Consider the following 23498-nt stretch of genomic DNA (forward strand, 5'->3'; position numbering starts at 1 on the left):
GATGCCCGCATCACTCATGTAGATAAGTTACATCATACCGGACGCTCCCGGCATCCCTTCCGTACCGGCCGGGGGCTGACTCACTACGCCTTCGCCCCAGGCCCTGCGGCCTTACTCCGCACGGATCTTCTTCTCCTCGATGATGCGCGCCCAGCGCGTGACCTCACCGTTGAAGTAGTCGGTGAACTGGCCATTGCCCTGCGGCGCCGGCGTAAAGCCCGCGGCGACGATGCGCTCGCGCACGGCCTCCGACTGCAGCATCTTGCCTACCGCGGCGCCCACCTTCTCCACCACCGCCGGCGGGGTGCCGGCCGGCATCATCACGCCGGTCCAGTTCTCGACGATCAGGTCCGGATAGCCGGCCTCGGCCACGGTCGGCACATCGGGCAACAGCGGGTGACGCGTGCGCGTGGTGACGGCCAGCGCGCGCAGCTTGCCGCCCTTCACGTATGCGAGCGATTCCGGGAAATTGGAGAACACCACGTCGATCTGGCCGCCGATCAGATCCGTCATCGATGGCGCGCCCCCCTTGTAGGGCACATGCGTCAGGTCGGTGCCGGTCTGGCTCTCGAACAGCGCCATGGTCAGATGCGGCGGCGTGCCGTTGCCACTCGAGCCGACGTTGAGCTTGCGCGTCCTGGCGGCGGCCTCCAGGTCTTTCATCGACTTGATCGGCGAGTTGACCGGCACCACCACCATCATCGGCGACGAGGCGATGCGCGCCACCGGGATGAGGTCCTTCTGCATGCTGAACGGCAGCTTGGGAAACAGCGTGACATTGGACGCGTGCGTCAGCGTCACGGCCAGCCAGGTATAGCCGTCGGCAGGCGACTTGGCGACCTGGTCGGCGCCGATATTGGCATTGCCGCCGGGCTTGTTGTCCACGACGATGGGTTTCTTCCACTCCTCGGACAAGCCGTGGCCGACCATGCGCGCCATGATGTCGGTGAGACCTCCGGCGGCGAACGGTACGACGTAGCGAATGGGCTTGGCAGGGAATTCGGCGTCGGGCCCTTGCGCGGCGGCCACGCCGGAGAGGGCACAGCAGACGGATATTGCGACAGATGCGCGGGCAAATGCGCCCAACGCGGCACCAATCAGACCTCGTTGCATGTTGTGTCTCCTAGGGGTGAGTCGCGGGGCCGTACTTTGCGGCCCCGCTGACAAGAAGCGAACCGGCTTATCTGGCGCGACCCTCCTCCGCGAGCGTGCGCAGCTCGCCCAGCAGGGCATCGGGGATATCCACGCCGCTGGCCGCGGCCTCGGCGAGCGCGGCTTCACGCCGCGCACCGGGCAGCCGCGTGCCGTGATCGGCCAGCAGCGCGTGCAGCAGCGCTTCCACGCGCGCGTGATAGGTGGCCTCGCCGGCGAACGCGCGCGGATCGAGCACCAGGAAGAGCTGGCCGATACGTGGGCGATTGCCGGCGTCCTGGAAGAACGAGTCGGCCTCGGCACCGAACTGCGCGCCGCCGAGCGAGATCACGAGCAGTTCCACCATCAGCGCCAGCATCGCGCCCCTTGACGCCGCCGGCCGGCAGCATCGAGCCACGCAGCGCCGCCTGGGCATCGGTGGTCGGATTGCCGTCGGCATCGAGCGCCCAGCCGGTTGGAATCGGCTTGCCCTGCTTGGCCGCCACCATGATCTTGCCGCGCGCCACCTCCGACAGCGACAGGTCGATCACGAGCGGCGCATGGCCCTGGCGCGGAAAAGCGGCGGCAATCGGATTGGTGCCGAATAGCGGCGTGCGGCCGCCCCAGCCCGGCATCGCCGCCGGCGAGTTGCCCATGGCAATACCGATCATGCCGGCACGCGCCACCGTATCGAGCGGAATCGCGGCCGCGCCGAAGTGATGGCTGTTGGTAACCGCAGCCACGCCTACGCCGGTGTCCCGCGCGCGTTGCATCGCCTCGGCCACCGCCAGCTCGCAGGCGGGAAAGGCAAAGCCGCTATGCGCGTCCACCAGGGCGGCACCCGGCCTCGCAGCGTGCACGGTCGGCGTTGCCTGTCCGTCGACGCGATCGTGATGCAGATGGCCGACATACATCGGCACGCGCGAAACCCCATGCGACGGCAGGCCCGAGGCATCGGCGCGCACCAGCGCGCGTGCGGTGCATTCGGCCTGCAACGCATTGGCGCCGGCGCGCCGCAAGCCTGCCACCGCCAACTGTTCCAGCTGATCAAGCGAGACCCGCGTCATGACAGTGCCTCCAGGGCTTGCCGCACATGCTCGGCGATATACATCGACACGCGCGTATTGGCCTCGCGGGTCACGCCGCCGATATGAGGCGTCAGCACGAGGTTCGGCACACCGGCCAGGACGCTGCCCGCGGGCAACGGCTCACGCTCGAATACATCGAGCGCCGCGCCGGCCAGATGGCCCTCGCGCAGCGCCTGCGCAAGCGCGGCTTCGTCGACCACGCCGCCGCGCGCCGAATTGATCAGCACCGCGCCGGGCCGCATCGCGGCGAGCCGGCGCGCATCGATCAAATGCCGCGTGGCCGGCACCAGCGGCACGTGCAGGCTTACCGCATCGGACTCGGCCAGCAGCACGTCGAGCGACAACGGCGTGACGCCGGTGCGCGCCCACACCGCGTCGTCGGCGGCGAGCATCGGATCGTGCGCCACGACGCGCATGCCGAAGGCCTGCGCGAGCGTGGCCGTGAGCCGGCCGATATCGCCAAAGCCAATCAGCCCGAGCGTCTTGCCGGCCGCCTCGCGCCCTTCCGACAGGCGCGGGCGCGGCCACTCGCCCTGAGCAACCGCGGCGCTGGAAAGATAGGCGCCGCGCCACAACATGGCCGCGGTGGTCACCACATACTCGGCAACCGAACGCGCATTGGCGCCCGCCGCGGGAATCACGCGGATACCGCGCGCGCGGCAGGCCTCGACGTCGATATTGTCGAGGCCGACGCCAAGGCGTCCGACTACGCGCAGCGCCGGTGCGCGCGCCAGCAGCGCGGCGTCCACCTGCGTGCGGTTACGCACGACCAGCGCGTGCGCCTCGCCCACCGCGTCGAGCAGCGCCTCGCGGCGATCGACCCAGCCCGGCTCGTAACGCAGATCGAAGCCGGGCTTGAGCGCCTGCACCGCGTCCGCATCCATGAACTCGCTGATGCAGATGCACTTCATCATGCGGACTCGTGGATGCGCGTCAGCACAAACTCGCGGTGGCCGAGCGCCTCGGCCGCGGTAAAGCGACCGTTGATGGTGGCCATCATGCATTCGAGCAGCTTGTCACCGGTCTGGTCGAGCGTCAGTTCGCGCTGCAACAGGCCCGAGCAGTCGACGTCCATATGCTCGCTCATCAGACGTACCGTGCGCGGGTTGGCGCACAGCTTGATCACCGGCAGGATCGGGTTGCCGATCACGTTGCCCTGGCCGGTCGGGAAGAAGTGCACGACATAGCCGGACGCTGCGCACAACGTGACCATCTCGGCCGCGGCCGACGACGAGTCCATGAACCACAGACCCGGATGGGTCGGCATCTCGGCCTTGTCGATCACGCCATCCACGGTGCATTTCTTGCCAATCTTCTGGATATTGCCGAGCGCCTTCTCCTCGATGGTGGTCAGGCCACCGGCAATATTGCCCTTGGTCGGCTGCGACTCCGACAGGTCCGAGGTCTTCCAGCGGTCGATCATCGACTGATAACGCTCGAACATCGCCATGAACTTGTGGCGTACGTCGTCGTTGGCGCAACGCGCGGCCACGATATGTTCGCCGCCGGTCAGTTCCGACGTTTCGCCAAATACGAGCGTGGTGCCAAGCGGATGCAGCTTGTCGAACGCGTTACCGACGGTCGGGTTGGCGCCGCAACCCGAGGTGGTATCCGATTCGCCGCACTTGGTCGACACCCACAGCTCGTTGATCGGGCATTCGACGCGATGCAGCGAGGTGGCGTACTGCACGAATTCCTTGGCGGCCTTGGAAGCGCGCATGATGGTCTCGTGGTCGCCATGGCCCTCGATGCCAAAGCCGACCACGGGCTTGCCGGTCTGCGCGATACCGTCGACCACCTTCTTGGTCCAGCCGTCCTCGATGCCGATCACGACGACCGCCGCGACGTTAGGGTTGCTGCCCGCGCCGATCAGCGTGCGGAAGTGCAGGTCGAGGTCAGGCCCGAACTGCAGGCGCCCGTAGGGGTGCGGAATCGCCATAGTGCCCTTGATGGCGGCCGCCACGGCCTCGGCGGCGGCATTCGACAGATCGTCCAGCGGCAGGATGATGACGTGGTTGCGCACGCCGACGCGGCCGTTGTCACGGCGATAGCCCCAGAAGGTGGTGTTTTGATCGATCACGGACATGGTGTGTGGGTCTCGGTATGTGGTCAAAAGATGGGCGGGCGCGGACCGCGCTTACCAGCGCTTGGTCTTGATGTTGTGCACATGGGCGTGCTCGCCCGCCTTGATCGGTGCCACTACCTTGCCGATGTCGATGCCGTACTTGAGCACCGTGCTGCCGGCGGGCATGTCGCACAACGCCACCTTGTGGCCGATCGGAATCGCCTGCAGCGCGGTGACGGTCACCACCTTGTCCTCGTCCATGATCCAGGCATTGAGCTTGGTGCCGGCTTCGATCCCTTCCACCACGGCCACCGCGACGGTGTCCTTGGCATCGTGCAGAACCACGTGAATCATCGTTGTCTCCTCGTTGTGGGTGGATGCATCTTAGGAAGCAAATTGCGCCATGTCAACTAACTCATATATATGAGTTGAATGGGTGATGAAAAAGGCTCCCGAAGGAGCCTTGTCCGGTGACTGAGGTGGTCCGGATTACGGTCGAACCGTAATCTCCACCCGCCGGTTGGGTGCCAGGCACGCGATCAATGCCGCCCGATCACCGCTGTCGCATGCCACCACTGGCCTGGTGGGACCGGCACCACGCGCGCTCAGCTGCACCGTCACGCCCTTACGTGCAAGGTAGGCGCGTACGGTTTCGGCGCGTTGCCGCGACAGACGCAGGTTGTAGCCTTCCGACCCCAGCCGGTCCGTGTACCCGACGATCTCTATCGAGCGCGCGATGCCGGGTCGCCTGATCTCCGCAATGAGCGCATCCAGTGCGTCGCGGCCCTCTGGCAGAAGACCCGCCTCCTCGCCCTCCGCAAAGCGGAACAGTGCATCGGTATCGAGCGAGATGTTTGCCGCCGCGGTCTCCGTCACCTGCGGCGCGACGGTGGGCGTACACGCCTCCAGGCTCGCGGTGATGTCGGCCAGCGCGTCAGCCACTCTGCCGGCCCGCAGGCTGGCACTATCGAAATCGCGCGTCCATGCGTCGTGACCGGCGTGGGCCAGTGCAACCTCCGCGCAAGCGATTTGCGACTGCGCCGCGGGGCACCTGCCGGCCCGCGGATCGGCCTGGGCCTGGGTCAGGCTTTGCCACAGGTCGGGCCGCAAAACCGGGGCCGTGCGCAGGGGCAGATTCCGCGCCGACGACGAAGCGCCTCGCTCGGCCATGCCGGCCAGACGTCCGGCCTCTCCCATCGCCTCCTCGACAAAACCCCATTGGTTGCGCGCGGCTTGCTCTTCACGCGCGGCGGTGGTCCAGCAACGCGCCTTGGCGGCGAGGTACACGCTGCCCTCGTCCGTCGGCAGCTTGCCGACGCGCTGCGCCAACGCATCGAGCGCCCGGCCACGATCATCAGCGCCAGAGTATGTGGCTATCCACTCCGCGGTGACGGCACCGGCCGCGACACTCTGTTCGATCTCCAGGCCATCCTGCAATACGGTGGGATCCTGTATGTCGAGCGCATCTCTCGTGCCCGTATTGGCACAACCCGCCAGCAGGCATGCGCCGAGTGTCAGCGCCATGACTGGTCTTTTCATGAATGAAACCTTGCTGTCAATGGAACTCCGGGAAGGCTCGCGCCCTCCCGGTTACTACAAGAACGATCGGCGCGCGATCAGAACACGAAGCCCGCACCCACGCGAACGATGGTGCTGTTGCCACCCGCGGAAGAAACACCACCATTCAGGTTGATGTTGCCCTTCTGATTCCAGCGGGACACCGTCACACCGATGGCGGGTGCGCCCCGGTAGACCGCAATGCCGGCATTCATCGACGTACGGCCCGGCAGATAAGGCGTAACGTTGTTGAGCGCGGATGCGGCCGCGATACCACGGACGGCACTGCGATCCACATCGTTGACGCGGTCCGCCATCTGGCTGATGGCACGATCCGTGTACTGGTTCGCCGATTGCAGCGTCTGCGCCGCACTTTGCGTGATGGCGCTGTTCATCGTGGCCGCGTTGATGGCGCTCGTGGCATTGGCGGCATCGGTGGGATCGACGCTGGCCACATTGGTCAGCATGCGTTCCTGGCCGACGCTACCGAACGACACCGCATTGGCGCGATCCGCCACGGCGCCTGCACCGATAGCCACGGCATTGTCGGCCGTGGCCGAGGCGCCCGCCCCGATGGCCGTCGCACCGTTAGCGCTTGCCACCGCACCGGCGCCTGTCGCTGTCGCCTTGGTACCGGTCGCAGACGCCCCCGCACCCGCAGCCGTGGAGCGCTCGCCCGAAGCCACTGCCTTGTCCGCGGCCGCGTCACCGGCAGCGGCGAAGAACGGGGACCCGCCCCCGCTCCCGCCTCCACTGATGTACCTGGCAATCTCCTTGTCGATACCGTCGACGCGTTGCGTCAGCGAGAACAGCTGTCCACCGTTGACCGCCTGTCTGCTGCCCGCAGCCACCTGGCCATCTGCCACGTTGTTGAGCGCGACGCTCGTCGTGCCGCCGAAGTTGACGGCCGTCCTGGACGCGTCCTCGTACGTCACGGCAAGTGTCTCGCCGGCCGCGGTGATGAGACCGACATCCTTCAACTGCTTCACGTTGACGGCATCGGAATCATTCACACCGGCCGCAACGTTGGAGATGCGGGTCCCGCCCTGACCGCTCAGCGTGAGCGTGGACTTGTCCGCGCTATCGTAGGTCACGCCGAGCGGATTACCGGCTCCGGAGGCCGCTGCCTTGATGGCATCGTTCATCTGCTTGACGTTGACGGCATCCCGGTCGCTGACGCCCGCGGCAACGTTGGACAGCAGTGTTCCATCGCCACCCTTGTTGAAGGTGACGGCCCCCTTGGCGCTGCCGTCATACGACACGTAACCTTCGTTATTCGCGTTAAGGGCCGCCACGGCATTGCCCACATCGCTGTAGGTGTTGGCGCCGACCGTGTACTTCGGCGCTGCAATCGAACCATCGGCATTGACCTTGGCACCTCCGCCCAGAGCATTGGCCACACCGGCAAGCTGGCTGACATTGACCGCATCGGTATTGCCCTGGCCCGCCGCGACGTTGACGATGCGACGTTCCTGTCCGGTTGCGCCGATCGACAGAACGTTGTCCTGTGATCCATCGCTTCCGGCGCCCAGCACGATGTTGTTCCTGCCTGTGGCCGATGTGATGTCGTTGCCGATCGCGACGGAATCGATGGCGTCCCGCCGCACCTTTGACCGGTTCCCGATCAGGATCGCTCCATCGGCGTCTGCCACGGCTTGCACACCGATCGCGACAGCGCTGTCTGCGCCGGTCGACACGTTGCTGCCGATGGCGACCGAGTTCACGCCATTGATCATGACGTTAGAGCCGACGCCCACGGCGTTATCTGCCGCATTCATCACGCTAGAGCCAATCGCCACCGACCCGAGTCCGTCCGCGTGGTTGTTCAGGCCGACGGCGATGGCGTCGACACCGATCGCCTCGAGCTGCCCTCCCTTGTTGGTCGGACCCGACGCGATCAGTTCATCGGGCGGCAAGCTCGATTTGGTGGCAGCGTACACGCTGGAGCGCAACAGGCGCGGCTCTGACGAGACACGGCTCTTGGCCAGAAGCTGGTTGACCTGTGCCAGGTTGACGGCGTCCGTACCCTCGGTTGCCTCCGCCACATTGACGACACGCCGCAGGTTTGCCGCACTGCCAACGGAGAACGTGTTGGCCTGGTTCGCCACCGAATTGAGGCCGATTGCCACCGAGTCCCGGCTCGTCACCGTGGCGTTCGCGCCGATTGCCACGGTATTGATCTGCGACGCGGATGAGTCCACGCCCAACGCCAGCGTATCGGCGCCTGAAGCACGCGCATTCCTGCCCATCGCGAGTGCCCGCTCGCCGGTGGCAAATGCATTGCCACCGATCGCCAGCGAGTCAGTACCCGCAGCCTGCGCCTGGGCTGCGTTGGAAACACCGAACTTGATGTACTTCAGGTGAGGCGCGATTGCCTGCATGCTGGTCGTCAATGCACTCAGCGCGGACCCTACCGTGTGATATTCGTGCGGCTTCCCTGCGGCATCATTGATCGTGTAGCTCGGGAGCGTCATCCCCCCCTTGCCATCGGTTCCGGCTCCGCCGCCCAGCGCTACCGCGACGGTTTCGACGCTTTGGTTCAGTTGCTTGACGTTGACCGCATCCGTCTCCGCCATGCCCATGGACACATTGCTCAGCGTTGTCGCCATGCCGCCCTTGTTGAGGGTCACCCTGGCCTTGGTGCTATCGTCATAGGCCACAAAGCTGTTGGTAGCGATGCCCGTGGCTGGGTCAACGGTCAAACCGGCGTCCTTGAGCTGCTTGAGGTTCACAGCCTGATCGTCCGCCTTGGCCGATGCCACATTGGCGAGCACGGTTGCACTGCCGCCCCGGTTGAACGTGACTTTTTCCTTGGTGCTATCGTCGTACGCCACAAAGCCGTGAGTCACGTCGCCAGTGGTCGGATCGATGATCAGACCTGCCTCCTGGAGCTGCTTGACGTTCACCGCTTCATCGCTGGCCTTGCCGGCGGCCACATTCGACAGCGTCGTGGCGTTGCCACCCTTGTTCAGCGTGACCTTGCCCTTGGTGCCGTCGTCGTAGGCCACGAAGCTGTTTGTCGCCGCGCCAGTGGTCGGATCCACGTTCAGTCCGGCATCCTTCAGCTGCTTCAGGTTGACCGCCTGATCATCGGCCTTCGCCGAAGCGACATTCGCCAGGGTCGTGGCGCTGCCTCCCTTATTGAGGGTGACCTTGCCCTTGGTGCTGTCGTCATAGGCGACGAAGCTGTTCGTCGCCGCGCCGGTCGTCGAATCGATGACCAGGCCCGCATCCGTCAGTTGCTTGACGTTCACCGCTTCGTCGCTTGCCTTGCCGGCCGCCACGTTCGCCAGAGTCGTGGCTTTGCCATCCTTATTCAGCGTGACCTTACCCTTGGTGCTGTCGTCGTAGGCAACGAAGCTATTGGTCGCCGCGCCGGTCGTAGAATCGATGACCAAGCCCGCATCCGTCAGTTGCTTGACGTTCACTGCTTCGTCGCTTGCCTTACCAGCCGCTACGTTCGACAGGGTTGTGGCATTGCCACCCTTGTTCAGCGTGACCTTGCCCTTGGTGCTGTCGTCGTAGGCGACGAAGCTGTTGGTTGCGGCGCCGGTCGTCGAGTCGATGACCAGGCCTGCGTCCGTCAGTTGCTTGACGTTCACCGCTTCATCGCTGGCCTTGCCGGCAGCAACGTTCGCAAGGGTCGTGGCTTTGCCGCCCTTATTCAGCGTGACCTTGCCCTTGGTGCTGTCGTCGTAGGCGACAAAACTGTTCGTCGCCGCGCCGGTGGTCGAATCAATGACCAGACCTGCATCCGTCAGTTGCTTGACGTTCACCGCTTCGTCGCTTGCCTTGCCGGCCGCCAGGTTTGACAGGGTTGTGGCATTGCCACCCTTATTCAGCGTGACCTTGCCCTTGGTGCTGTCGTCGTAGGCCACGAAGCTGTTCGTCGCCCCGCCCGTGGTCGGATCGATGTTCAGCCCGGCATCCTTCAGTTGCTTCAGGTTGACCGCTTGATCATCCGCCTTCGCCGACGCGACATTCGCCAGCGTCGTGGCGCTACCGCCCTTGTTGAGGGTGACCTTGCCCTTCGTGCTGTCGTCATAGGCCACGAAGCTATTCGTTACGTCACCCGTGGTCGGATCAACGTCCAGCCCAGCGTCCTTCAGCTGTTTCAGGTTCACCGCCTGATCATCGGCCTTGGCAGCGGCAACGTTGGCCAGCGTAACCGGCTTGTCGGCGCCCTTGTTGAAGGTAACCTTGTCCTTCTTGGCGTCGTCATACGTCACCACGCTGGTCGTCACCGTGCCCGTGGTCGGGTCAACGTTCAGGCCTGCGTCCTTGAACTGCTTCAGGTTGACTGCCTGATCGTCCGCCTTCGCAGCCGCCACGTTCGCCAGAGTCGTGGCCTTGCCGCCCTTGTTCAGCGTGACCTTGCCCTTGGTGCTGTCGTCGTAGGCGACGAAGCTGTTGGTTGCGGCGCCGGTCGTCGAGTCGATGACCAGGCCTGCGTCCGTCAGCTGCTTGACGTTCACCGCTTCATCGCTGGCCTTGCCGGCAGCAACGTTCGCAAGGGTCGTGGCTTTGCCGCCCTTATTCAGCGTGACCTTGCCCTTGGTGCTGTCGTCGTAGGCAACGAAGCTGTTGGTTGCGGCGCCAGTCGTCGAGTCGATGACCAGGCCTGCGTCCGTCAGCTGCTTGACGTTCACTGCTTCGTCGCTTGCCTTGCCTGCGGCAACGTTCGACAGGGTTGTGGCATTGCCACCCTTGTTCAGCGTGACCTTGCCCTTGGTGCTGTCGTCGTAGGCGACAAAACTGTTCATCGCCGCGCCGGTGGTCGAATCAATGACCAGACCTGCATCCGTGAGCTGCTTGACGTTCACTGCTTCGTCGCTTGCCTTGCCTGCGGCAACGTTCGACAGGGTTGTGGCATTGCCACCCTTGTTCAGCGTGACCTTGCCCTTGGTGCTGTCGTCATACGCAACGAAGCTGTTCGTCGCTGCGCCGGTCGTCGAGTCGATGACCAGGCCTGCGTCCGTCAGCTGCTTGACGTTCACTGCTTCGTCGCTTGCCTTGCCGGCAGCAACGTTCGCAAGGGTCGTGGCTTTGCCATCCTTATTCAGCGTGACCTTACCCTTGGTGCTGTCGTCGTAGGCGACGAAGCTATTGGTCGCCGCGCCGGTCGTCGAGTCGATGACTAGGCCCGCATCCGTCAGTTGCTTGACGTTCACCGCTTCGTCGCTTGCCTTGCCGGCCGCCAGGTTTGACAGGGTTGTGGCATTGCCACCCTTATTCAGCGTGACCTTGCCCTTGGTGCTGTCGTCGTAGGCAACGAAGCTGTTCGTCGCCCCGCCCGTGGTCGGATCGATGTTCAGCCCGGCATCCTTCAGTTGCTTCAGGTTGACTGCCTGATCATCCGCCTTCGCCGACGCGACATTCGCCAAGGTCGTGGCGCTGCCGCCCTTGTTGAGGGTGACCTTGCTCTTCGTGCTGTCGTCATAGGCCACGAAGCTATTCGTTACGCCACCCGTGGTCGGATCAACGTCCAGCCCAGCGTCCTTCAGCTGTTTCAGGTTCACCGCCTGATCATCGGCCTTGGCAGCGGCAACGTTGGCCAGCGTAACCGACTTGTCGGCGCCCTTGTTGAAGGTAACCTTGTCCTTCTTGGCGTCGTCATACGTCACCACGCTGGTCGTCACCGTGCCCGTGGTCGGGTCAACGTTCAGGCCTGCGTCCTTGAACTGCTTCAGGTTGACTGCCTGATCGTCCGCCTTCGCAGCCGCCACGTTCGCCAGAGTCGTGGCATTTCCACCCCTTGTTCAGCGTGACCTTGCCCTTGGTGCTGTCGTCGTAGGCGACGAAGCTATTGGTCGCCGCGCCGGTTGTTGAGTCGATGACCAGGCCTGCATCCGTCAGTTGCTTGACGTTCACTGCTTCGTCGCTTGCCTTGCCTGCGGCAACGTTCGACAGGGTTGTGGCATTGCCGCCCTTGTTGAGGGTGACCTTGCCCTTGGTGCTGTCGTCGTAGGCGACAAAGCTGTTCGTCGCCGCGCCGGTCGTAGAGTCGATGACCAGGCCCGCATCCGTCAGTTGCTTGACGTTCACTGCTTCGTCGCTTGCCTTGCCTGCGGCAACGTTCGACAGGGTTGTGGCATTGCCACCCTTGTTCAGCGTGACCTTGCCCTTGGTGCTGTCGTCGTAGGCAACGAAGCTGTTCGTCGCCGCGCCGGTGGTCGAATCAATGACCAGACCTGCATCCGTGAGCTGCTTGACGTTCACTGCTTCGTCGCTTGCCTTACCAGCCGCCACGTTCGACAGGGTTGTGGCATTGCCACCCTTGTTCAGCGTGACCTTGCCCTTGGTGCTGTCGTCGTAGGCCACGAAGCTGTTCGTCGCCCCGCCCGTGGTCGGATCGATGTTCAGCCCGGCATCCTTCAGTTGCTTCAGGTTGACCGCTTGATCATCCGCCTTCGCCGACGCGACATTCGCCAGTGTCGTGGCGCTACCGCCCTTGTTCAGCGTGACCTTGCCCTTGGTGCTGTCGTCATACGCAACGAAGCTGTTCGTCGCTGCGCCGGTCGTCGAGTCGATGACCAGGCCCGCGTCCGTCAGTTGCTTGACGTTCACCGCTTCGTCGCTTGCCTTGCCTGCGGCAACGTTCGACAGGGTTGTGGCATTGCCACCCTTGTTCAGCGTGACCTTGCCCTTGGTGCTGTCGTCGTAGGCAACAAAGCTATTGGTCGCCGCGCCGGTCGTCGAGTCGATGACCAGACCCGCGTCCGTCAATTGCTTGACGTTCACCGCTTCGTCGCTTGCCTTGCCTGCGGCAATGTTCGACAGGGTTGTGGCATTGCCACCCTTGTTCAGCGTGACCTTGCCCTTGGTGCTGTCGTCGTAGGCAACGAAGCTGTTCGTCGCCCCGCCCGTGGTCGGATCGATGTTCAGCCCGGCATCCTTCAGTTGCTTCAGGTTGACTGCCTGATCATCCGCCTTCGCCGACGCGACATTCGCCAAGGTCGTGGCGCTGCCGCCCTTGTTGAGGGTGACCTTGCTCTTCGTGCTGTCGTCATAGGCCACGAAGCTATTCGTTACGCCACCCGTGGTCGGATCAACGTCCAGCCCAGCGTCCTTCAGCTGTTTCAGGTTCACCGCCTGATCATCGGCCTTGGCAGCGGCAACGTTGGCCAGCGTAACCGACTTGTCGGCGCCCTTGTTGAAGGTAACCTTGTCCTTCTTGGCGTCGTCATACGTCACCACGCTGGTCGTCACCGTGCCCGTGGTCGGGTCAACGTTCAGGCCTGCGTCCTTGAACTGCTTCAGGTTGACTGCCTGATCGTCCGCCTTCGCAGCCGCCACGTTCGCCAGAGTCGTGGCATTTCCACCCTTGTTCAGCGTGACCTTGCCCTTGGTGCTGTCGTCGTAGGCGACGAAGCTATTGGTCGCCGCGCCGGTTGTTGAGTCGATGACCAGGCCTGCATCCGTCAGTTGCTTGACGTTCACTGCTTCGTCGCTTGCCTTGCCTGCGGCAACGTTCGACAGGGTTGTGGCATTGCCGCCCTTGTTGAGGGTGACCTTGCCCTTGGTGCTGTCGTCATACGCAACGAAGCTGTTCGTCGCTGCGCCAGTGGTCGAATCAATGACCAGGCCTGCGTCCGTCAGCTGCTTGACGTTCACTGCTTCGTCGCTTGCCTTACCAGCCGCCACGTTCGACACCGTCGTGGCCCTACCACCCTTGTTCAGGCTGACCTTACCCTTGGTGCTGTCGTCGTAAGCCACGAAGCTGTTGGTTGCGGCGCCGGTGCTTGGATCAATGTTCAGCCCGGCGTCCTTCAGTTGCTTCAGGTTGACCGCCTGATCATCCGCCTTCGCTGAAGCGACATTCGCCAGAGTCGTGGCATTGCCACCTCTGTTCAGCGTGACCTTGCCCTTGGTGCTGTCGTCGTAGGCCACGAAGCTATTGGTCGCCGCGCCGGTCGTCGAATCGATGACCAGACCTGCATCCGTCAGTTGCTTGACGTTCACTGCTTCGTCGCTTGCCTTGCCCGCAGCAACGTTCGACAGGGTCGTGGCATTGCCACCCTTGTTCAGGGTCACCTTGCCCTTGGTGCCGTCGTCGTAGGCGACGAAGCTGTTAGTCGCCCCACCCGTGGTCGGATCGATGTTCAGCCCGGCATCCTTCAGTTGCTTCAGGTTGACCGCGTGATCATCGGCCTTCGCCGAAGCGACATTCGCCAGGGTCGTGGCGCTGCCTCCCTTGTTGAGGGTGACCTTGCCCTTCGTGCTGTCGTCATAGGCAACGAAGCTATTCGTTGCCGCACCGCTCGCCGGGTCGATGTTGAGGCCCGCATCCGTCAGTTGCTTGACGTTCACCGCTTCGTCGCTTGCCTTGCCGGCCGCCACGTTTGACAGGGTCGTGGCATTGCCGCCCTTGTTCAGCGTGACTTTGCCTTTGGTGCTGTCATCGTAAGCCACGAAGCTATTCGTTGCCGCGCCAGTGGTCGAGTCAATGACCAACCCTGCATCTGTCAGCTGCTTGACGTTGACCGCTTCGTCGCTGGCCTTGCCGGCCGCCAAGTTCGCCACGGTAGTGGCATTGCCACCCTTGTTCAGGGTGACTTTGCTCTTGGAACTGTCGTCATAGGCGACGAAGCTGTTCGTCACGCCGCCTGTCGTCGGGTCGATGTTCAGACCCGCATCCTTCAGTTGCTTGACGTTCACCGCTTCGTCATTGGTTCTGCCGGACGCGACATTTGCCAGAGTGGTCGGCTTGCTTCCCCCCTTGTTAAGCGTGACCCGTCCCTTCGTCGGGTCGTCATATGCCACAACGCGGTTCGTCACATCTCCCGTGGTCGGATCGATATTCAAGCCCGCATCCGTCAATTGCTTGACATTGACTGCTTCGTCTCCGGCCTTCCCAGATGCAACATTGGCAATCGTCGTGGACCGGCTTCCCCCCTTGTTCAGAGTGACGCGGGACTTGGTACTGTCGTCATAAGCCACGAAGCTGTTTGTCACGCCACCGGTTGTCGGGTCGATATTCAGACCCGCCTCCTTCAACTGCTTGACGTTCACTGCTTCGTCGCTCGCCCTGCCGGACGCGACATTTGCTAGCGTGGTCGGCTTGTTGCCACCTTTGTTAAGCGTCACACGGGATTTCGTGCTGTCGTCATAAGCAACGAAGCTGTTGGTTGCCGCGCCAGTGGTCGGATCCACGTTCAGGCCGGCGTCCTTCAGCTGCTTCAGGTTGACCGCGTGGTCATCCGCCTTCGCGGTGGCAACGTTGGCGAGCGTGGTCGGCTTATTCCCTCCCCTGTTGAACGTGACCTTGTCTTTGTTGGCATCGTCATACGCCACCACGCTCGTCGTCACCGTGCCGGTGGTGGGGTCTACGTTCAGACCAGCGTCCTTGAACTGCTTCAGATTGACGGCCTGGTCATCCGCCTTCGCGGCCGCAACATTTGCCAACGTAACGGGCTTATTTCCGCCCTTGTTCAGGGTGACTTGGCCCTTGGTGCTGTCGTCGTAAGCGACGAAGCTGTTCGTGACGCCACCAGTGGTCGGATCGATGTTCAGACCCGCATCTTTCAACTGCTTGACATTCACGGCCTCGTCGTTGGCCTTGCCCGAGGCGACGTTCGCCACGGTCGTGGCCTTTCCGCCCTTGTTGAGCGTGACCTTGCCCTTGGTGCTGTCGTCGTAAGCGACGAAGCTGTTCGTGACACCGCCCGTCGTCGGGTCGATGTTCAGCCCAGCGTCCTTCAACTGCTTGACGTTCACGGCCTCGTCATTGGCCTTGCCCGAGGCGACGTTCGCAACGGTCGTGGCTTTCCCGCCCTTGTTGAGCGTGACCTTGCCCTTGGTGTTGTCGTCGTAAGCGACGAAGCTGTTCGTCACACCGCCGGTGGTCGGGTCGATGTTCAGGCCGGCGTCCTTCAACTGCTTGACGTTCACGGCCTCGTCGTTCGCCTTGCCCGAGGCGACGTTCGCCACGGTCGTGGCCTTTCCGCCCTTGTTCAAGGTGACCTTGCCCTTGGTGCTGTCGTCGTAGGCGACGAAGCTGTTCGTGACACCGCCCGTTGTCGGGTCGATGTTCAGGCCGGCGTCCTTCAACTGCTTGACGTTCACGGCCTCGTCGTTGGCCTTGCCCGAGGCGACGTTCGCCACGGTCGTGGCCTTTCCGCCCTTGTTGAGCGTGACCTTGCCCTTGGTGCTGTCGTCGTAGGCGACAAAGCTATTCGTGACACCGCCGGTGGTCGGGTCGATGTTCAGCCCAGCATCTTTCAACTGCTTGACGTTCACGGCCTCGTCATTGGCCTTGCCCGAGGCGACGTTCGCAACGGTCGTGGCTTTTCCGCCCTTGTTCAAGGTGACCTTGCCCTTGGTGCTGTCGTCGTAGGCGACGAAGCTGTTCGTGACACCGCCCGTTGTCGGGTCGATGTTCAGGCCGGCGTCCTTCAACTGCTTGACGTTCACGGCCTCGTCGTTGGCCTTGCCCGAGGCGACGTTCGCCACGGTCGTGGCTTTTCCGCCCTTGTTCAAGGTGACCTTGCCCTTGGTGCTGTCGTCGTAAGCGACGAAGCTGTTCGTCACACCGCCCGTTGTCGGGTCGATGTTCAGCCCAGCGTCCTTCAACTGCTTGACGTTCACGGCCTCGTCATTGGCCTTGCCCGAGGCGACGTTCGCAACGGTCGTGGCTTTTCCGCCCTTGTTGAGCGTGACCTTGCCCTTGGTGTTGTCGTCGTAGGCGACAAAGCTGTTCGTCACACCACCCGTGGTCGGGTCGATGTTCAGGCCGGCGTCCTTCAACTGCTTGACGTTCACGGCCTCGTCGTTGGCCTTGCCCGAGGCGACGTTCGCCACGGTCGTGGCTTTCCCGCCCTTGTTGAGTGTGACCTTGCCCTTGCTATTGTCGTCGTATGTCACAACGCTGTTCGTGACCGCGCCGGTAGACGCATTGACAGTCAGGCCCGCGTCCTTTAACTGCTTCAAGTTGACCGCATCGTTATCGGTCTTGGCAGGCGCCACATTGTGCAGCCCCACCGTGCCGCCGCCCTTGCGTTGCAGTGTCACATCGGCGTGCGTCGCCGCATTGTCGTACATCACCGCATCGCCACTGCCTGGCGTCGGCTTGGATCCGCCGGAACAGCCGGAACTACAATCCATCGGCCACCACTTGTCCAGCGCACCGAACACGTTGGTGTTGAAGCCGATATCAGCGGCATGTGCCACATTGACGCCCAACGTAACGGTGGTCGCAACAATGGCCAGCGCCGCACGACCAGCCGTGACCAGGCCGCTGCGCCTGTCGCTCTTTCCCCTCGATCGCTTGCCGCGGCTTTCACTGATTTCGGACACAGCCACCCACGTTCCGCTGCGCTCGTTCCAAACCACCTTATAGACGTGATTCATGAATTCTTCTTCCTGAGGATTTAGGCATAACGACTGCGGATGCACCGGGCGCTGACTGCATCAAAGCAGCTTGGCTCACGGCGCGATGCATCCACATTTCCGGCGAGGAGTTTCTCTTTGGGGCAAGCGAAAGAACATCAGGCGAACCTGATTTGCCGACTACCCTGTTTCTTTGGCCAGTGGCCGCAAGGCAGCAGCATCTTCGTGACGCGGCAAGGATCTAGAAATGCTTCAATCGATCCAGATGCACGAGTTCGCTGTTGATCCCGTCGCCGAGCGATACGACGAAGTCGGTGGCGCGATCATCGACGCGCTCCGATACGGCTCCGCCCGAGCGAGCCAGGACAAGCGGCAACAGACGACCATCGACGCGCTGCCATACGTGGATCCATGGCCAGCGCAGCGTGTCCCAGTTGATAGTCAGCACACCGCCGCCGAGTCGATAGCTTCCCCATTGCGGCTTCACGACTTCCTGCTGTACCCCTGCGGCACGCAGCGGCGGTCTGCCGCGAGGTTCGGCGGCGCGCGTGAGCAACGGCACGCCAGCTCGCATAACGCGAATGGAGCGGATATTGCTGAGGGCGGGGATCGTGAGGTTGAACGCGCGGGCGGACACGTCGTCGGCATGACTGATGGTGAGGGCGTGCAGCGGATACCGGTGCACGCCACCATCGTCGACAACTTCCACCTCAAGCTCCGCACGTGCGACGGTCTGGGCCAGAGCAACGGTGTCGGGCGCAACGGGCATGCGCGTCACGGGCGCTAGCGTGGCAACCATGCCCGTGCTGTCGATCGTTCCCGACAGGTACAGTGCCTGCGATAGTGCCGCACCTCCAAACACCTCGGCATCGCGCCGGCCTTTGGCTTCCAGCGGGAGACTCTGTTCCGCATAGCCATATGCGCCGGCATAGGTATAGTCGGAGACGCCTTTCGGATAGTCGTACGACATGACGTCGTATTCGAGCGCCGGGTTCCGCAACATGCGGCTATCCAGCAGGTTGATTGCCCAAGCACCGCCGAGCATCGCCTTGCCACCCGTCCCCGCCACGCCGTCTTTCCAGTACGGGAACGACGGATCGTCCCAGGTGTGCAGCCGCCCGAAGTTGTGGCCGATCTCGTGGAGCATGACACCGTCGGTCGCATGATCCCGACCGTTGATGACCCAGTGATCGGACACCACCGCCGTACGCCCTGGCGTATAGGCCAGCCCGGTGCAAGCTCCGCATGGCAGCACACCGAGGTAGAAATCGTGATTGGCCGGCGCACTGGCAGCGCGCAGAGCCGTTACGACATTGAGCCATTCATGACTGTTTCCGAGCGACATCCCAGGTTGCCGCAGGACGGGCTCCATCACGAAATCCACGTCCGACAATGGAAACTGCCCGCGTACATTGCGCTTGAGCGCTTCCACATCGAAGGTCGCGGTCTGCCCCGAGTCCACCTGGATCGGCACGATGTGCAAGCGAATGTAGGTAGGCTGACCGAGTATGCCGGCGGCGGGCACGTAGCTATGGCGGGTTACGTTGGCGGGATAACGGCGGTCGTTGGCCTCCACCAGCAGGCGGAAGCCTGCCTGGACCCATTCACCTGGCAATTCGGTGACGTAACTTCCGGCGAGATCATTGGCTGCCACGCGCGTCGCCCCCAACGTTTCCGGGCCTTGCATGACAAGCGATCTGGTCCCGAGTCTGTCATTGGTGACCTGAAGCCGGACCTCGGGCTGGACCAGCCCGACGCCGGGCTCGGGCGCAAGGCGCACTCGCACGAGCAGTGGCCGCAGAGGGACCAATCTGAGGTAGGGACTGACGGTCGACTGACTGATCGAATGCAGATGGCTCTGCGCGATTTCCATGTCGTCGATCCTGAGTTCGAGCGCTGCGCCCTGGATCTTGAGCTCGCCCGCCGCATAAACGCGGGCCCGTGCATCATAGAGCGCCACCGAGCCGCTGCCGGCACCATCCGGCACGATGAAATCGAGCCATGAACCGTCCTCCGCGATGTTCTGGATGGTCGCGCCGATGCCCGTCACCATGACCCGGGTGACCAGCTTGAGACCGGTGCCGGTGATGCGGATCAACTGGCCAGTACGCGCCGCAGTCGGCGTCATACCAGTGGGCTCGGGCACCCCTTCGACAGTCACAAGAGATGGCGCCATGCTGCTCGTCCCATCCTCGCGCATCGCCGTCAGGGTCTTGCTGACGGCCATTCCGGAATGTGTGGGCGGCAGCGTAAACGTCATGAGCATTGCCGACTGAAACACCGCCGGCAATGCCTGATCGCCCCAGAGAAGCCGGGTGCCCCGCGTGAAGCCGTGGCCGTGTGCCGACAGTACCGCGCCGGGAGGACCGGAAGAAGCGGCCACTGATTCGATGGCCATGGCCACCGGAGCCGGGGTCGTTGTAGCAGAGGTGACGGGTGGCGGCACATTCGCCGGCACCGGCATCGGAGCCGTGGGCAATGTCGCCCGCGTACTGTCGGCCGCCGCGGACGACTGTCGGCCCGTATCATCGCTACCGCCGCCGCATCCCTGCAATGACGCGGTCAATACGATGGTTGTGAAAATTTTGCGCAACGCGCTCTGAGCATCCATGATGAAATCTCGAATCACCGGACGCGCATGTTCGTCGTTGCCCACCTTTGTCGAAATCAGGCAAGCCTCATTCAGACGTATCGTTCTTCCGCTGTTGCGTTGTTGCGTTGTTGCGTTGTTGCGTTGTTGTGCTGGTTGTCGCGCGGGCCTGCCTACACTGTCACGCCTTTGGCAGGCGGGCGCACCCGTAGCGTAACGGTGGTCAGGGAAGCGGTGCGGGCACACCCGCCGCCAGCTGTTCTGCGAGCGGGATGCGATTGGACGGGTGCTCGACGGTATCGCAACTCACCACGTCGGCAGAGATGGCGCATAGGTCCGCGTAGGCAGAGCCGGCAAACAGCGCATGGACGCCGACACATACGGGAGCACGGTAGCCGTGTTCACGCAGCCGCCTGGCGGCTTCCAGCATGGTATGACCGGTAGAGACGATATCGTCGACAAGCACCGGGGTGCGATGGCTCGCATCAGGCAGGTCAGGCGCCGCAATCTGGACGGCCGTGTCGCCGAGCCGCGCCTTCCGCAGCACCACCATTGGTGCGTGGCACCGTGCCGCAATGTCTTGCACCCACTGGCGGCTCTCTTCGTCCGGGCCGACAATCAGTGGTGCATCGACTTCGTCGCAGATCCACTCGGCAATGGCCGGCGCGGCATGGATCGCAACCGCCGGAATGGAAAATATCTCCGACAGAGAGCCGATACGGTGCAGGTGTGGATCGACTGTTGCCAGCCAGTCAAAGGGGCCGGACAACAACGCGGCGAAGTGCCGGGCGGAGACGATCTCGCCAGCGCGAAAGACGGCATCCTGCCGCATGTAGGGCAGGTACGGCGCCAACAGTCCGATGCGCGCAGCACCGTTCTCACGCACCGCGGCCGCGAGCCACAACAGCGGCAGGACCTTGGCATCGGGATGATCCAGTGTGCAGAGAAGGATGACATCCCGGCCTGCCACATCCGCCTGCAACCTGACGGTGGATTCCCCATCGGGAAACTGCCGCACGACAGCGTGCCCGAGCGTGGCAGGCATGGCTCTGCACAGCGCAGCGGCCTGCCGTTCGTTGCCTGGCAAGGAAAGAACCAACCGCTGTGCGACCGGCTGCCCGCGCATCGCCCGTCCCCTCCATCAACGCGCAAGGCACCCTCGGCATCGGCCCTGCGCGCCGAAGGGCTACCTGCGGCCCAGGGCAAGTGCCACGATGGCACCGGTGACCGCACCAATCACCGCCACAGTCCCAAGGGATTGCCACGGATGTTCGCGCACGTACATGTCCGTCGCGTCGGCGAGCTGCCCGACGCGATCGCGGCCGCTCGCGCGCAGTGCGTCAAGGCGCGCTTGCAGGACTCGCATGCGTTTTCCGAGTTCGGTGCGCGCATGGCCGGCCTCGGCACCTGCGCCGTCCGCGACGTCCTTCAGCAACACCTGCACGTCGGTGAGCAATGCATTGGCATCGCGAATCAATGTGTCCCTGTGTACTGCCAGGTCCGTACGGATATCGTTCATCTTTCCCTCCCTTTTTGTGATCCCGCCACCAGGCGCGACGATCGCACCGGTCCCGAATCACTCTTCCGAATCCCGCTCCTCGGCGTCCAGAATCTCCAGAATGCGAGCCGTCTTTCCCTCCGGTTCGAAGTTGGGACGATGCCGCAATCGCTGCTCGGAGCGAAGCCATGTAAATGCTTCCAGAACTTCCGCGTAGGTAGGCGCTTCGTCCAGGATCATTTCGACCACTCGGTCCTCAACAGGGCCGACAATCTCGCGTATCTCGCTAGCGGTGGCCCGCGGTGCGGCGTCGTGTGTAGTCATTCCCACTCCTCGCAAAGATACGGCTCACGGTGACAGCCGAACACTTGCCGCGCCACGGGTCGCTTGCACGCGACCCGTGGCGCGTCGCGAATCTCGATGCCCATACCATCGTAGGCGCCGGCGCATGGGCCCGGTTGACCCGTGTCAACTGACGCAGTCATCGCGGTACGGTGGTGGGTTGCGCAGCGCAACACCGTCAGCGCGTGCCTCCGCACGGCATCAGACCGGTGCGGCGGGAGCGGGTGCCGGGAGACGCAGAACCAGATCGGTGGCACGGCCGCGCGACGTCACGTCAAAGTGATGGCAGGAAACCACGTTACCGGAGCGGACCAGAACGCGATAAGCGCCCGGCGGTGGGTCCAGATAGAGATACGGCCCCTCGCTGACGACCTGGAGCACGATGTTCCGCCGTGCATCGAACACCGTTACGGAGACATCCGACAGCGCGCTGCCGTCTGTACTGTCCACAAAGTGCATCCGCACCTTGAACTGCGACGCAATACCCCGCATGGTGCCGGCCTCGTCGCGACCAATTCCGCCCGAGAGATATCCGATGCCATTGGCCTGTTTTAACGCCGGTGCGTTGGCAGGCAGCGTAATGGCAACGGCGGCCTGCAGCAGCAGGCCGCCAACCAGGGCAGACGCGCAGCAAGCCAGCATAAGTGCGCGCGTCGCGGCGCTGCAGGTCCAATCCTCCGATGCCAGGCCGATACGCTGCATCACATCCCCCCAATCGATAACGGTCGTCAAATATCATGTCAGGCACGCGCTCACCGCGGGGTGACACCGTTCCACCCTATATCCGTCTGGAGGGAAGTCCTTGATGCATATCAGCGTCTGGCGTCAAAGGGCGGCCGGCGTGGCACACTGCGGCCGCTTGTGCCGAGGTCGAGATGTTCAAGCAGGAAAACCGACGCTCTGGCACAGCACGACACGCTGGTCAGCATCGAGCCGCATCGCAGCGGCCAGCGCGCGCCGGTCCACCAGGCCACGCGCGACCGTGGCAAGCCCCGAGGCCGCGCAGAACAGATAGACGTTCTGGCTGATATAGCCGGTATCGAGCGCGGTATAGAACTGGCGCAGCGGCTTCTCCGTCTCGTCGAGCCGTGACAGCCTGCTGACATAGATCAGGTCGACCGGCGCCGTGGGCACGTAGTCCTGCAGGCCCGTCGCCGCACGCAGGTCTTCACCCGTCACCAGCCGCAAGCGCCATGACCCCGGCTCAAGCACGTACAGGCCGTCCGACAGCGCCACATACAATTCGATCTCTTGCCAGTTGCGCGTGGAAGGCGCCGTGCGCAAACCGGCATCCGGCCGGTTGATGCCAAACGCTGCCCACAACAGCGTGGACAGGACCCCTTCCTCCAGCGGGCGCGGGGCAAAGCTTCGGGTAGACCGGCGCTGATGAAGCGCCGTCAGCAGCGGCATGCCGCCCTCGGTCTGCGGCGCCGGCAGGTTGATGAATTCGACGGGGGCTTCGGCTGAAACGATGGGATGAGTCACGGCGCGCTCCTGAAAGTCGGCGGCTGCACCCTGGCGAGGGCCACGGGCAAGACCTGTGGACTCAGGTTAGGCAGCCGGCAACGCCACGGTTTGGCCTGCATCAAGGAAGCGGAATGTTTCGGCAGACCGCCCCCCCCCAAGCGCCCAGGCCTTGCCCACAACACGATACGCAGGACAACAAAAAAGGGTTTGCGGAGCTAACCGCAAACCCTTATGGCACATGGTGGGCCTCCCGTGAGTCGAACACGGCACCAACGGATTATGAGTCCTCTATTGTAGCCTTTTGGAGCCTAGCAAAATCAAGCACTTATGAGCTAAGTTGTTGATTTTCCTAGAAACACAGGTTCCGATAGGTTCCGTTGAGGTCCGCTAAGTTCCGCCAGTTTGTAGCCTAATCTGTAGCCTAGTAGCCTA

General features: G+C 63.3%; 13 protein-coding genes and 1 pseudogene. All 14 read right to left on the reverse strand.

Annotated elements, in window-relative coordinates; translation table 11 throughout:
* Nucleotides 1–111: 111 nt before the first annotated feature.
* Entirely contained in the window at nucleotides 112–1113 is a 1002-nt protein-coding gene (locus DFLDMN_RS08095) for a Bug family tripartite tricarboxylate transporter substrate binding protein (RefSeq protein WP_423197947.1), read from the reverse strand.
* 67 nt (nucleotides 1114–1180) lie between these two features.
* Nucleotides 1181–2198, reverse strand: a pseudogene (locus tag DFLDMN_RS08100) (Ldh family oxidoreductase).
* Nucleotides 2195–3130 (reverse strand): hydroxyacid dehydrogenase, encoded by a 936-nt coding sequence (locus DFLDMN_RS08105; protein ID WP_423198358.1) that lies wholly within the window; start codon nucleotides 3128–3130, stop codon nucleotides 2195–2197. The pseudogene DFLDMN_RS08100 and the gene DFLDMN_RS08105 overlap by 4 nt, the downstream one beginning before the upstream one ends.
* The gene (locus DFLDMN_RS08110; protein ID WP_423197948.1) at nucleotides 3130–4305 is read right to left on the reverse strand and encodes a UxaA family hydrolase; all 1176 of its coding nucleotides are present in this window, start codon (nucleotides 4303–4305) and stop codon (nucleotides 3130–3132) included. Before DFLDMN_RS08110 ends, DFLDMN_RS08105 begins: the two co-directional genes overlap by 1 nt.
* Before the next feature lie 51 nt (nucleotides 4306–4356).
* Nucleotides 4357–4638: a UxaA family hydrolase gene (locus DFLDMN_RS08115; protein ID WP_423197949.1), complete on the reverse strand. Its 282-nt coding sequence runs from the start codon at nucleotides 4636–4638 to the stop codon at nucleotides 4357–4359.
* A gap of 135 nt (nucleotides 4639–4773) precedes the next feature.
* The gene (locus tag DFLDMN_RS08120) at nucleotides 4774–5808 is read right to left on the reverse strand and encodes an OmpA family protein (RefSeq protein WP_423197950.1); all 1035 of its coding nucleotides are present in this window, start codon (nucleotides 5806–5808) and stop codon (nucleotides 4774–4776) included.
* Between the two features lie 92 nt (nucleotides 5809–5900).
* Nucleotides 5901–11567, reverse strand: coding sequence for a YadA-like family protein (locus DFLDMN_RS08125; RefSeq protein WP_423197951.1), 5667 nt, complete (start codon nucleotides 11565–11567; stop codon nucleotides 5901–5903).
* Nucleotides 11497–17190: an ESPR-type extended signal peptide-containing protein gene (locus DFLDMN_RS08130; protein WP_423197952.1), complete on the reverse strand. Its 5694-nt coding sequence runs from the start codon at nucleotides 17188–17190 to the stop codon at nucleotides 11497–11499. Before DFLDMN_RS08130 ends, DFLDMN_RS08125 begins: the two co-directional genes overlap by 71 nt.
* A gap of 220 nt (nucleotides 17191–17410) precedes the next feature.
* The gene (locus DFLDMN_RS08135) at nucleotides 17411–19825 is read right to left on the reverse strand and encodes a hypothetical protein (protein WP_423197953.1); all 2415 of its coding nucleotides are present in this window, start codon (nucleotides 19823–19825) and stop codon (nucleotides 17411–17413) included.
* 157 nt (nucleotides 19826–19982) lie between these two features.
* Nucleotides 19983–20885, reverse strand: coding sequence for a ribose-phosphate pyrophosphokinase (locus DFLDMN_RS08140; protein WP_423197954.1), 903 nt, complete (start codon nucleotides 20883–20885; stop codon nucleotides 19983–19985).
* Between the two features lie 60 nt (nucleotides 20886–20945).
* The gene (locus tag DFLDMN_RS08145; RefSeq protein ID WP_423197955.1) at nucleotides 20946–21278 is read right to left on the reverse strand and encodes a DUF883 family protein; all 333 of its coding nucleotides are present in this window, start codon (nucleotides 21276–21278) and stop codon (nucleotides 20946–20948) included.
* Between the two features lie 57 nt (nucleotides 21279–21335).
* On the reverse strand, nucleotides 21336–21581 hold the full coding sequence (locus DFLDMN_RS08150) for a hypothetical protein (RefSeq protein WP_423197956.1): 246 nt from the start codon (nucleotides 21579–21581) through the stop codon (nucleotides 21336–21338).
* A gap of 219 nt (nucleotides 21582–21800) precedes the next feature.
* Nucleotides 21801–22331, reverse strand: a complete 531-nt coding sequence (locus DFLDMN_RS08155) for a hypothetical protein (RefSeq protein WP_423197957.1) — start codon at nucleotides 22329–22331, stop codon at nucleotides 21801–21803.
* Nucleotides 22332–22478: 147 nt separating this feature from the next.
* Complete coding sequence (locus DFLDMN_RS08160; RefSeq protein WP_423197958.1) at nucleotides 22479–23084, reverse strand: nitroreductase family protein; 606 nt, start codon at nucleotides 23082–23084, stop codon at nucleotides 22479–22481.
* Nucleotides 23085–23498: the final 414 nt, after the last annotated feature.

The organism is Cupriavidus sp. H19C3, from assembly GCF_049393815.1.
Taxonomy (GTDB): domain Bacteria; phylum Pseudomonadota; class Gammaproteobacteria; order Burkholderiales; family Burkholderiaceae; genus Cupriavidus.